Consider the following 11,548-nt stretch of genomic DNA (forward strand, 5'->3'; position numbering starts at 1 on the left):
TTGGTAACGCACATGGCGGAGAGGCCCGATGCATTGGCGTGGCACTGCGCCATCGAGCTATAGCCGCAGTAGAAAGTTTCGCCTCCGCCCCAGTACCAACGTTGTAGGCAGATCGGAGCATTCCCGCCATATGTTTGGGCCTGAGTTGGTGCGGCGGTCAAAACCGCGATCGTTGCCCAGATCGCCAAAGCTGGAATGCGCATCAGAATTTCCTTACGGATCGACGCCATCGCATCAGCACCTCGAACCAGACAAAGCCTATTGCTTCAGATCAATTCACATTCGCGCCGACAACATTGCTGGGCCGGAGAAACTCGCAATGCAGGATGATGCTTACTGTCAGTCAATCGGTGCTGCCAAAGGCACCCCACAATATACGAATTGTCGACTGACGGTAACTCAGCAGCGCGAAGACAAACATAATACAGCGTGGGCAGCAGCAGCAATCATATCGGAAGGGAACAATTCCGACGGGAAGCATGCTTTTTGTTGGGGGCGGCCGTCAAACCATGCCGCGATTTACGTGCCAACCGGTCTTGTCGTGATGGCGCTGCGAAACGCGAGAGGCGAATTAACGGTGGAAATGGTTTGCGTACCCTCGCCGACGCCCTGAATGGTAAGGTCGCCATAGTTCAAAAGGCGGCCAAGAACGCTTTGGTTGACATCGACGCTCTCAACTTTGTCGAGCCTCATCTCAAAGGTCCGCCTCCTGATGAAACCGCTCTTGTGGACGACCCGCATGTTGGTAACGTCGGTCTCGGTGGTCCAGCGGCGGAACCAAGCCGTCGCGGTCCAGTACAATGCCGCGAGCCCAGCGACCGCCGCCAATACCAACCAAACCAACGTCAGCGCGTCGGCGGCGACCAGGCGCCACAGCACCAGAAATGCGACCGCCGCGATCCACGCCCCAATTGCAGGCAGAAAGTACACCCAGTGTTCGTTGGTCGAATACAGCACCCTTTCGCCGGGCTGTAGGATTTCGTCGATATAGCGCCCCATACGCCTACCCTGAGTTTACCTGTCCTCGCAGTAATATGCGCCATTTTGAACCGAGAAAGACCTTGATCTATCTCAAGCCTTCCAACGGCCAGCGCCGGAGGCTCGCATTGCGTTCAGACGAGAGCCGGACCCATCCCCTCTGTGAGAGGTCGGGATGTTTGGACGGTTAAAGGAGGTGCAGAATGATTAGGTTGATTGCTATTGCTGGCTTAGCCTTATCGGTCGCAGTATCGGCGCAAGCCATGACACCTGCGCCGATTACTCCTCCGCCCAACGGCATGATCACAGAAGTCGCTGCTGCCTGCGGCGCGGGTAGGACGCGAGTTAACGGTGTGTGCGTGGCAAGAACCACCGTCCGTCAGACCCGTCGAGCCGTCCGCAGATGTGCGACCGGAATGACTTGCTAGCGCGCTGATGGCTAAGCGGTACAACTACGAAGACGATCCGGAACTGTCACTAGCGGCATTCTGCACTCTGTGTTGCCCGAAGCCGCTGAAGGAGCGGCTGCTGGATGTGATGGTCGCCGTACATGATTTAGATCAACGTTGCCGCTCGACTGCCACGAAAAATGGCCCAAGGTATTTGATCCGAGAGACTGGTTTCCATCATCAAGGCTGAGACGCGGTGACCACGAGAGATAAATTGATGACGCAGCTTTTACGGCTTCGTGTGGCAGCCGTGGCCTTCGCCATGACGATGCCCCAGTTCGCCGTCGTCCAGACGGCACCTGCAATTCAGGTCCCGATACCGAAGACTGCGGCCGACGTTCCCGGCCCTGTTCCCGGCAACACGATGACCAGCGCCTACGTCCAGTTTGTCGGCCGGATGGCCTACATGTGGGTATCCGATGGTGAACGCGCACAACCGTCGTGCGGCGTTCGCCCACGCGCCTGAACCCGGGCTACTCGGCGGAGTAGTGCCAGTTGCGCCGGTTGGCTACAACCAGATGCTCACCAACTATGTCAAGCCGGATCAAACCTTCATCGTCTGTCCCAATCAGGACGTTGCTTACGGGGCAGGCTTTACCGCGCTCGATAGGGAACCAACGGTCATTCAGGTGCCGGACTTCGGCGACCGCTTCTATGTCTACGCAATGTATGATCAGCGCACCGACGAAATTGGCCGTATTGGCCAGCAGTATGGCACCAAGCCCGGCTTCTACCTGATCGTAGGACCGCATTGGAGCGGAGAGCTTCCCAAGGACATCACTGCGGTAGTGCGATCATAGACAGACCTTGTGTTCGTCGTTCCACGAGTTTTCAAGGATGCGACACCGGAAGACACCGCAGCCATTCAGCCGGTCATCGATCAGGTCCTGATGTATCCGCTCAGCCAGTTCGATGGCACGATGAAGAAGAAGGATTACGGCAAGTCGCCGCACTTCCCGGTTCCGTCAGCGGGCGGTCACGCGCCGAAGGGCGAGAGCAGGTGGGTGAACCCCGCAACCTATTACGAAGAACTGGCCGTGGTCATGAAGGAGGTGCCCCCCCCTGCCCGGCGAGGAAGCACTATACCGGTGGATTTCGTCCGTATGGGAAGCCGCCGACAAGAACCCCGACACCAAGAAGGCGCTCATTGAAGCGTTCCTGGCGGCCGAGAAAGAACTCGTGGAGCCGCTCTTTCAGTTTCAATACAACGGCCGGGCGATTGGTAACGGCTGGACTGTTCCGGCGAATGCCGCAGAGTGGGGCACTGACTACCTGAACCGCACCGCGATCAGCAAATCCAGTATGTATCAGAACACAGCAGCGGAAACGCAATACAATTTGCGTGAGTTCGATAGCGAGGGGAAGCGGCTCGACGGCAACAACCAGTACACGGTCACTTTCGCAAAAGGAGAAGTGCCGCCCGTGAAGGGGTTCTGGTCGTTGACATTGTACAATGAGGAAAAATTCTTCTTTCCGAATGCGCTGGAACGCTTCTCGCTCGGTACGAAAAACAAGACACTCAAATACGCCGCCGATGGCTCGCTGACCCTTTATCTGGGCGCCAAGTCGCCGGGCAAGGACAATGAACCGAACTGGATACCGGCTCCCTCAGGACCCTTCTCGCTCATCCTGCGGCTCTATTGGCCAGAAGCTTCCGCGTTGAGCGGCGTGTGGTCGCCGCCAAACGTCAAGAAGGCGAATTGACCGTTGGATCGTGAGGTCGCCGCAATGGCGCGCTCAACGGCAATCCAACTTTGGCCTTTCCGAGGGAGATGATTATGAGGAATAACTACAAGCATTTTGCCGCTGCCACGGTGGCAGGCGCGTTGTCTGTCACGGCAGCGTTCGCCCAAACAGCGCCGCCCATCCCACCGTCGATCAATACGCCGGACATGGTCGAGAGCAGTATCGGCACGTTGCAATACAAGGACGGTGCACCGAGCAAGGATACGGTGGCCAAGGCCTACGACTACCTCGACCTGATGCATGGCGTCGAAGCGTTCGTGAATGCCTATCAGGGCGCCTCGGTGTCGTCGATCTTCAAGGGAGCCGAAGCTGCTGGCGTCCCAAACAACACGGCCCTCATTTTTTCGGAATTGATGGATGCGAAGTCCCTGTTCCTGACAGCCAATGCGGACACCATTTATTTCTTTGTCAATCTGGACGCCAGCAAGGGCCCCATCGTCGTTGAGACGCCGCCACTGTCGCTCGGCGTGGTCGATGACATGTGGTTCAACTGGGTCACTGACTTCGGTCTGCCCGGTCCCGACCGGGGTGAAGGAGGCAGGTATTTGTTCGTGCCGCCCGATTACAAGGGCGAGTTACCCGGTGGCGGCTGCGTTCAGAAGATGCGCACGACCCGTGCCACTCTGCTCGGTCGGTCCTTTCTCGAGAAGAACGACCCGAAGCCGGTCGTTGCGGAGATCAAGAGGACGCTCAAAATCTATCCCTACCTTCCCGGCGGATACGGCACCAGCATCGGTTCGGCGTTGGAGGGCAAGGCGACTTTGGCGCGCACGTCGGATCACAAACTGGAGTGGGCCTTCCTGCGACCTGCGGAGGCTGCGAAATTCACCGAAGGCACCGGCAAGGTGATCAACACCGTTCCGCCGAGCGACTTCAGCTACTTCGAGATGCTCAACGATCTGGTGCAAAGAGAGCCCGGGAGCGCGCTCGACCCGGAAATCATGGGATCACTCGCCGCCATCGGTATCGTAAAGGGTAAGCCGTTCAACCCCGACGCGCGGATGAAGAAGATACTGATCGACGCGGCAGCAATCGGAAACGCCGCCGCGCGCACCCTGAATTTCAAGTGGCGTCCGTCCGACGGTGGCTACTACTACCCCAACTCGACTTGGTTCAACCCGCTGTTCCTCGGCGGCTACAACATGGAGACGCCGCCGCCGGAAGTGAGCGCCGACGGCGTCATCACTCCGAACCCGCCGACGCGTGCCCGCACCCTGAACGTGCGGACGACCATGTTCTTCGGCTACACGTACATCACGCCCGCGATGATCATGCGGCTGACGGACATCGGCTCGCAGTATCTCGTTCAGACCGTGGATGCTGGCGGCGAGTTTTTCGACGGCAGCAAGAGCTACAAGGTTACGCTGCCCAAGGACATTCCGGCAGGGAAGTTCTGGTCTTTTACCGTTTACGACAACAAGACACGCTCGATGCTCGACACTCCGCAGCGTTACCCGCGAGYAGGCAGCCAAAGCTATCCGACGCCCGCTGCCCAAGCCAACGCCGACGGCTCGACAACGGTGTACTTTGGCGCAACCAAGCCAGAAGGCGTGAGCGCGGGAAATTGGGTTCAGACCGACCCCAAGAAGGGCTGGTTCACAATCCTGCGCCTCTACAGCCCGCTCGAACCGTTTTTCACGAAGGCGTGGCGCCCGAGTGAGATAGAATTGGTCCGCTAGATCATTTGGGCGACCACAGCGGCCTTGGCCTGTGCGCGGCGGCGGCGGCATGCGCCACCGCATCATTGATAGCTCGCGCCCGGTCTCGGTGTTGCGGACCACCGAAGCCGGATAATCTGGAACCGCGCCCGGCATCGGTGCGAGGCTGCCGACATAGCGGTTGACGACGCGGAACAGCGTGGCGATAGCCGCTTGGTTCGTGGTGATGCTGTAGAGGCTACACATGCGCTTTGCGGACTACCGCTTCTTAAAGTCCGTTAGCTTGCGCATGTAGTAACCCTGTCTCTGAATGGCGAGCTTAATGTCCTCGCTGACGCTCGCCACTATTTTCTTCTTACGCCATCTAGCTGACGCGTCAGGAATTGGCAGACCATTGCGCACAACCAACAGATCACGCTTAGTGTTCAGATACACATCGAGAATATCGCGGGGCGCAGAGATAGCAAGCAACTCCGCCCGGACACGATGGGCAGGCAAGCCGCCACAGATTGCGGTGGATAGCGTGACGGCCCAACAGGCACGAGCGTCTGCAGGTGCTCGCAGCTTGATCCAGATCAAGCCCTGTAGTGACATAGGCAAGCTGAATTGCCATCGGTGCGGCACGACTTCTTCAGACCACGCCGGGAGGGAATTTTTAAAGACTTGGATCCTTCGGGAATTGCTTGAATACTCGTGAACAGCCATGCCCCTGCAGTTCCAGCGTGCCGTCGAGAAGATGGAAATATGGAGCGCGAACAGCGACGGCTATTCTTTCGTGATCAGCTATGAAAGCCCTGCCGGTCCTGGCTTTCACGGACGCGCCGGTTATCTGGCGTCGTGGCGTCCTGTTTATGAAGGCCGCAGCGCGATCAGGATCACCGGCTCGCCCTTTAAAACTTTCGACGAGGCCGAAGCTGCTTGCGATGCGATGCTAAAACTCCTGATGAGCGAAAATTGACGCGATAGCCAGCAAATTTGGGAAAGGCAACGGACTAGCATTCAGCGTGACCGCCGTCCTCTTCGTGAAAGCGTTTCGCTTCCTCCTGCGCGACCAGCCTTGCGAGCATCCGCCGCTGTCTGTCCGTGATGCTCGGATCAGCAAGCTGCCGCTTGGCGATGATCAAGTTCGCATAGTGGATGAACTCTTCCATCGATCCCATGAGCGCCTCCCTGTCCTTGTGCGACGCCATTCCCGCGTCCATAAAAGGCGACAACACCGAAGCGTACAATTGTCCCAAAGGGCCAATTTTCCGGTCAGGCGGCCTGTCCTAGAAGGCGTTTCGGTTTGGCTCGGCGAAGAATAGGTCGTCTGCTTTCAGGGCGAGCCTACAATACGGGGGAGGGGTTTCGCGATGTCCATGGTTGGTACGGTCAAGTTCTTCGATGGAGAGTGGCTATGGCTTCATCAAGCCGGATGACGGCGGCCGTGATCTGTTCGTTCATATCACCGCAGTCGAGCGGGCCGGACTGAAGGACTTGACTGAAGGACAGCGCATTACATTCGAGGTCGAACCGGACAAGAAGGACAAAGGCCCCAAGGCGGTCAACCTCGTGATCTCATCCTGAAGTGCTGCCCGCGCCGGACATTGGGTCTGTTGCCTGCGGCCATCGGCATAGCCCTTGCGGCGCACGTGCGCCGCAGCTCCTGCGCATGTATGCGTTGACTTGGTTCCAAAAAGTCGCCGCCACGTGGCTGTGATGTCCCGCCCGTTCGCTATTCGGTCGCCTGTCCGCGTCGGGACGATAAAAAAGCCGCCACCGGGACGAAGCGGTGACGGCTTCTTTCTCGCTCGTGACCGCGAAACAAGTCTTTACCGCCCCGCCCCAACGCGATTGACGCCGCCATTTGCATTGCCACCGGCGTTATGACGGACGGCAGCGCGCGCCACCGGACGAGGCCTCAGCACGACGCCTGCCCGGGCAACGCAACCCACCGGATATTCAACGTACTGGCAGTACACGACCGCCTGGGCTGGCGCTGGATTCAGAGTGACACCTGCAAGCCCCAACAGGGCGCTAGCAGCAATCCCGGCAACAGTCGCGGACTTGATCGAAAGACGCATCTTCGGATGCATGTTGGACCTCCCTCTTCGCGCTTGCGTCACTGAAAAATGACGGGAGCCGCCTCAGGTGCGGCTGAACATAGCGTGAGCGCCAAAGGATCGCTGAGGTTGACCTAGATCAACGGAGGTCTGCCTAGCGCCCAAGGCCATGTGACCGAGCGCCCGCTTCGGGTCTTGGCACTTGCCCGCAGCGCCGCACCGATTCAGTGTCCATCGGGCTCAGCTTCCAATGCTTCATCGGGTCGTTGATCCTGGCCTCGAACCGGCGCCGCTGCTCCTCCTGGCTGACGTCGAGAAAGTACTTGCGCAGGATGATGCCGTTGCTGACGATCATCTCCTGCTCGACCACGGGAACCATCTTCATGAACCGTTCGTACTGCTCGTCCGTGCAGAAGCCCATTACTCGTTCGACCCCGGCCCGATTGTACCACGAGCGGTCGAAGAGGATGATCTCGCCCGCCGCTGGGAATTGCTCGATGTAGCGCTGGATGTAGACTTGGCTCTTCTGGCGGTCGGAGGGGGTAGGCAAGGCCACGTGCCGGAAGACGCGCGGGCTCGTGCGTTCGGTGATCCGGCTGATCACACCACCCTTACCCGCCGTGTCCCGGCCCTCGAAGACCACAATGACGCGCGCCCCTTGTCTTTGACCCAAGTCTGCAGCCGGGTTAGCTCGACCTGAAGCTTCGCGAGTTCCTCCTCGAATTGCTTGCGGCTGATCTTGCCGGACGCGTCCAGCGCCTCTACGGCCGCGTGCTTCTTCTCCTTGCCTTTCAACATCCACCAACCCTCCCCGGCGAAAAGGCCTATTCGCACCTTCACTCGGAGCCGATCCGCCGTGGTGTTGTTGATCTATCTCAATGCTTCACTGCAATCAGGCAACCATCTAAAAGAGCATCGTATATTTGCTGGCGAGCGCAGCGATCATGATACGGATGCTCGAATATTCTCAAATTAGGTCGCCAGTTTGCGCTTGACGGATTGCTGTTACCGCGTTTGCCTTCTGGCCGTGGGGGCTGGAGAGCGCCATGTGCCGCGGAACCGCCTACCATGTTGCGGACTGCCACCGGATGGACGTCGACACGCAGCGAACCAGCAGTCCCGGGAGTTCAGCCGAGTCTCAGGCATCGGCCCGTCGCGGACTCCCACGCACGGCCCTGATTTGGCTTGCAGAGGTTCTCACCGGCCGCACCACCGACCCCCGGCCTGACTATCCGCGAACCCCATCGACGGCATTCGAAGACCCCGCGTCAACCAGGCTGGGCCAATTCTTCGGCCTGGCGGCCGACCAGCATCCGGGCCTCTCCGGCTTCAGCCTCTTGAGCCAGGGGCGCGAGGCTTTCATCGCCCGTCTGGCGCTGACAGACTTGGCCGAGCGTGGCCTCGACATGCAGTATTATGTCTGGGACGGCGATACCACCGGCCGGATCATTATTGAGCACGTGATGAAGGCGGCCGATCGGGGGGTGAGGGTGCGGCTCCTCGTCGACGATCCCTTCTACAAGGACAGCGATTCCGTTAAAGCCGGCCTCGATGCTCACCCCAATGTTGAGATCCGCCTGTTCAACCCGCTTACTAACCGGCGCTGGTCATTTCTTGACTTCATCTTCGACTTCGGCCGGGTCAATCGCCGCATGCACAACAAGCTGATGGTCGCTGACAATGCAGCAGCGATCGTCGGCGGCCGCAATATCGGTGACATCTACTATGGCGTGAACACCTTCGCCAACTATCGCGATCTGGATGTGTTGGCGGCTGGGCCTGTCGTCCGCGATTTGTCGGGCGTATTCGACAGATACTGGAATAGCCCCTCAACGGTGCCGATCGCGGCCATTGTCGACCGCGCCCATGACGCTGCCGATCTCGATGCCATCCGGATTCGCTTGCGTGAGGCGATCGCGGCGGCCGACTACCCTTATCCGATTGACCAGGAGCTCGACCAGCTCGCTGCGCGGGGCGCTGAGCTTCGCGACAATCTCGTGTGGGCACATGGCCGGATTGTCGCCGACGACCCGGAAAGCATCGCCCCCGGCAAGGAGAGCGACGACGTCATCGAATTCATCCGCGGGCGGGTCGCACAGCTGAAAGAGGAGCTGCTCGTCGAATCACCATACTTCGTCCTGCCCGCGCGAGCGCAGGCAACCGTCAAAGCGCTGCAGGAGCGCAATGTTCGGGTGCGCGTGCTGACCAACTCGCTTGCTTCGAACGACATGCTACCGGCGCATTCAGGCTATGCCAAGACCCGAAGGCGGCTGCTCGAGAATGGCATGGAGCTATACGAACTGCGCCCGGATACCGATGCCTTCCGGCTGGGCTGGTCAATCCTTTCCGAGCGGTCGCGAGCGGCCTTGCACGCAAAGGCCATGGCCTTCGACGGCGAAGCCGTGTTCATCGGCAGCTTCAATCTCGATCCACGCTCTGCCGTAATCAACACCGAAGCCGGCCTTTACATCGAGAGCCCGGAGCTTGCCAAACGGCTGACGGCTTACATGGCGGCTGGCGTAGTGCCTGCAAATAGCTACCGCGTCTTCCTCGACCCGAAAGGCGATATAATCTGGGAGACGGAGAGGAACGGCCAAAGGGTGCGCTACCGGGACGAGCCCGAAACCGGCTTTCGACGACGATTCGTCGCCGACCTGTGGAAGCTGCTACCGATCGACTCGCAACTCTGACACCGATCGCTCGGCGACCTACGCAAGACACGCGTCCTGTGGTCTCGGGAAGAAAGTCTGGTGAATATCTGTGGGCGGGGTTTGCGCATGTTTTTCGGGTGCGCGCCCTCGACCCGTGAGAATTGATAAATCGCTCGGTCAGGTCGATGTCCGAGTTGGCGATAGTGTTGCAAAAGTCGAAAACTGAACGACGCTGAAAATCTCGCAAAAGCTGATTTTTAGCCGACTCCGCCACTGCAATACTCCGTAGCACTCATACGAAGCTCCATGGTCGTTTTTGTGTGAATCGATATGGTCCCTCACGTCGCCGCGCGTAAAACGCATCAGCAGCTCTAAAAAATTTCGTTCGTCGCCCCAGAAAGACTTTTCAACACTATCAGCCAAGAGGCGACATCGCTCACTTGGTTGTCGTTTCGAAATCTTTGCCGACTTCCGATAACATTGGCGCTGTTACCTTCTTTCAGGCGCCGCCCGACGCGATCCGCCAGCCTCACTTCAGCCTCGACGTAACACCGAGCAAACACACCAAAGAGCGCGACGCAGCAACTTTGTGCACGGTTGCGTGCATAAACTCCGTGATTCACGTTGAAATTTGGTCACGAGCTAGGTCAGGCCCGTTGATCTTTGTCAATGTCGGCATCAACCGACGGGCCTCCTTATGCAAAGGGGGCGAGACAGGATAGGAGCAAAACGATGAAGCGGATGGTTTTTAGAAATTTTGCAATTGCAACTTCGGCTATCGCCTTTGCAACACTGTTCACCGTTGACTGGTCTGAGCAGCGCGGGATTTCGCTGTCAGTTGAGAGTGCCCAAGCGAGGCGGCTCTATGTCGGCCCGTATCCCTATCATCACTACATACCCGATCAGTCCGGTCTGCCTTGGTACGCAGTGCGGGCCTACTACGCTGACGGCCCCTGGTGTGGTGCCGGCGGCACGACCGGGTACGGCACGACCGTGGGGGTCTTTGGGCGTGCTTCCTATACCTGCTACAATGGTTGGGATGACTATGCGAAGCTCAATGGCATTGGTTGCACGCCCGGCACACTGATCAAAGGCGGTGACGGAATCATGTACGTCTGCCAGTAGGAACGCGGACCCCACGGAGAGGCGGCGCAAGGGCCGCCTCTTTCAATTTAAAAACGATATCCGTTCTCGCCGTCACCGGTCACCGCTCGCTATTGAACCGTACTTCCGCGCAGATTAGAGGTCCCGGCATGGCACCGGGGCCGCTCAATTAGGAACGGCAAAGGGTCTTCGCTTCGACCCGGCTGTCAATTCTGACGATCGAAGCCGGCGAGTTGCTGCCGGGCCGTGACATTGGCAGTGCCAAAATGCCGGCGTCGGTGAGCCGCTCGTCCATCTCAAGGATGAAGGCCGCGACGCGCTCGATCGAAGTTTTGCGTCCAAGGAGCAGCATATGGTCTTCCGCATGCTTCAGATTGCTGGTGGTCATGCGGAGCAGATGCTTGGCCAGCGCGCCATCACTGCCGGAAATTACATCGAGATTCTGTCGCCGAATGAGGCGAACCGTCGTGTCCACGACGGCTTCTGCCGTAGAACGGTGCAGGCTTCCATTCTCCAGTCCGAAGATATCGCCGGAAACGTAAAAGGCGCCGATTTGCCGGCGGCCATCACGAAGCAGCTTGTAGCTTCGTACCGCGCCTGACTTGACCTGATAGACATAATCGGCGGGTTCCTTTTCGCCGTAGATCTTGTTGCACTTCSGATAGGTAAGTTGGCTCAGGCTGACGATCGGATTGGTTTCGGTCGGTATCCCCAGTTCGCAAAGGGAGTGCGGATGAGGCACCGACACTGAGGTGATATGCATCAGCATTGGACCCATTCCTTAATCTTGTGATGATGGGCCTGGTAACCGTGCAATTCCGGTGCCGGGTTAGGGGCGTGCATGGTGACAAGATTTTCAGGGATAGTGCATTCTCGGTATTGTCCTAAAGTTCATTGCACCAAAGAACAACAATGCCCGA

At 58.5% G+C, this 11,548-nt stretch carries 13 protein-coding genes and 3 pseudogenes; 8 read left to right on the forward strand and 8 right to left on the reverse strand.

Annotated elements, in window-relative coordinates; all coding sequences use genetic code 11:
- Both AB4Z51_RS42375 and AB4Z51_RS42380 read right to left on the reverse strand, forming a co-directional pair.
- The coding region (locus AB4Z51_RS42375) for a DUF3551 domain-containing protein (RefSeq protein ID WP_441499542.1) at nt 1–230 on the reverse strand (230 nt) is incomplete at its 3' end.
- A gap of 289 nt (nt 231–519) precedes the next feature.
- Nucleotides 520–999, reverse strand: a complete 480-nt coding sequence (locus AB4Z51_RS42380; protein ID WP_135217167.1) for a PH domain-containing protein — start codon at nt 997–999, stop codon at nt 520–522.
- A gap of 847 nt (nt 1,000–1,846) precedes the next feature.
- Here AB4Z51_RS42380 and AB4Z51_RS42385 point away from each other — a divergent pair.
- From AB4Z51_RS42385 to AB4Z51_RS42400, 4 genes are all read left to right on the forward strand, one after another.
- Nucleotides 1,847–2,227 carry a DUF1254 domain-containing protein gene (locus AB4Z51_RS42385; RefSeq protein ID WP_244623508.1) on the forward strand — a complete coding sequence of 127 codons (381 nt, stop codon included), beginning with the start codon at nt 1,847–1,849 and terminating at the stop codon, nt 2,225–2,227.
- A 9-nt stretch (nt 2,228–2,236) separates the two neighbouring features.
- Nucleotides 2,237–2,578 (forward strand): hypothetical protein, encoded by a 342-nt coding sequence (locus AB4Z51_RS42390; RefSeq protein ID WP_441499543.1) that lies wholly within the window; start codon nt 2,237–2,239, stop codon nt 2,576–2,578.
- A gap of 28 nt (nt 2,579–2,606) precedes the next feature.
- On the forward strand, nt 2,607–3,131 hold the full coding sequence (locus tag AB4Z51_RS42395) for a DUF1214 domain-containing protein (protein ID WP_441499544.1): 525 nt from the start codon (nt 2,607–2,609) through the stop codon (nt 3,129–3,131).
- 74 nt (nt 3,132–3,205) lie between these two features.
- Nucleotides 3,206–4,852, forward strand: a complete 1,647-nt coding sequence (locus AB4Z51_RS42400; protein WP_441499545.1) for a DUF1254 domain-containing protein — start codon at nt 3,206–3,208, stop codon at nt 4,850–4,852.
- 27 nt (nt 4,853–4,879) lie between these two features.
- Here the strand turns inward: AB4Z51_RS42400 and AB4Z51_RS42405 are convergent.
- A pseudogene (locus AB4Z51_RS42405) lies at nt 4,880–5,077 on the reverse strand (SOS response-associated peptidase); the annotation flags it as partial.
- Between the two features lie 12 nt (nt 5,078–5,089).
- On the reverse strand, nt 5,090–5,536 hold the full coding sequence (locus AB4Z51_RS42410) for a hypothetical protein (RefSeq protein WP_441499546.1): 447 nt from the start codon (nt 5,534–5,536) through the stop codon (nt 5,090–5,092).
- Here AB4Z51_RS42410 and AB4Z51_RS42415 point away from each other — a divergent pair.
- A complete protein-coding gene (locus AB4Z51_RS42415; protein WP_135217164.1) occupies nt 5,535–5,789 on the forward strand; it encodes a hypothetical protein in 255 nt (84 codons plus the stop codon). The two genes, AB4Z51_RS42410 and AB4Z51_RS42415, sit on opposite strands and share 2 nt — an antisense overlap.
- A gap of 34 nt (nt 5,790–5,823) precedes the next feature.
- Here AB4Z51_RS42415 and AB4Z51_RS42420 read toward each other — a convergent pair whose 3' ends face one another.
- Nucleotides 5,824–6,021, reverse strand: a complete 198-nt coding sequence (locus tag AB4Z51_RS42420; RefSeq protein WP_135217163.1) for a hypothetical protein — start codon at nt 6,019–6,021, stop codon at nt 5,824–5,826.
- Nucleotides 6,022–6,183: 162 nt separating this feature from the next.
- On the opposite strand from AB4Z51_RS42420, the pseudogene AB4Z51_RS42425 reads away from it, so the two are divergent.
- Nucleotides 6,184–6,397, forward strand: a pseudogene (locus AB4Z51_RS42425) (cold-shock protein).
- Nucleotides 6,398–6,642: 245 nt separating this feature from the next.
- Here the strand turns inward: AB4Z51_RS42425 and AB4Z51_RS42430 are convergent.
- The gene (locus tag AB4Z51_RS42430) at nt 6,643–6,906 is read right to left on the reverse strand and encodes a hypothetical protein (protein ID WP_167768340.1); all 264 of its coding nucleotides are present in this window, start codon (nt 6,904–6,906) and stop codon (nt 6,643–6,645) included.
- Between the two features lie 178 nt (nt 6,907–7,084).
- A pseudogene (locus tag AB4Z51_RS42435) lies at nt 7,085–7,671 on the reverse strand (polyphosphate kinase 2); the annotation flags it as partial.
- Nucleotides 7,672–7,961: 290 nt separating this feature from the next.
- On the opposite strand from AB4Z51_RS42435, the gene AB4Z51_RS42440 reads away from it, so the two are divergent.
- Both AB4Z51_RS42440 and AB4Z51_RS42445 read left to right on the forward strand, forming a co-directional pair.
- On the forward strand, nt 7,962–9,563 hold the full coding sequence (locus AB4Z51_RS42440; protein WP_167768339.1) for a phospholipase D family protein: 1,602 nt from the start codon (nt 7,962–7,964) through the stop codon (nt 9,561–9,563).
- Between the two features lie 693 nt (nt 9,564–10,256).
- Nucleotides 10,257–10,649, forward strand: coding sequence for a hypothetical protein (locus AB4Z51_RS42445; protein WP_135217160.1), 393 nt, complete (start codon nt 10,257–10,259; stop codon nt 10,647–10,649).
- A gap of 148 nt (nt 10,650–10,797) precedes the next feature.
- On the opposite strand, the gene AB4Z51_RS42450 is transcribed toward AB4Z51_RS42445, so the two are convergent.
- Nucleotides 10,798–11,397: a cyclic nucleotide-binding domain-containing protein gene (locus tag AB4Z51_RS42450; protein WP_441499547.1), complete on the reverse strand. Its 600-nt coding sequence runs from the start codon at nt 11,395–11,397 to the stop codon at nt 10,798–10,800.
- Between the last annotated feature and the right edge of the window lie 151 nt (nt 11,398–11,548).

Source organism: Bradyrhizobium sp. 2TAF36 (assembly GCF_052114925.1).
In the GTDB taxonomy this organism is placed as follows: Bacteria; Pseudomonadota; Alphaproteobacteria; order Rhizobiales; family Xanthobacteraceae; genus Bradyrhizobium; species Bradyrhizobium barranii.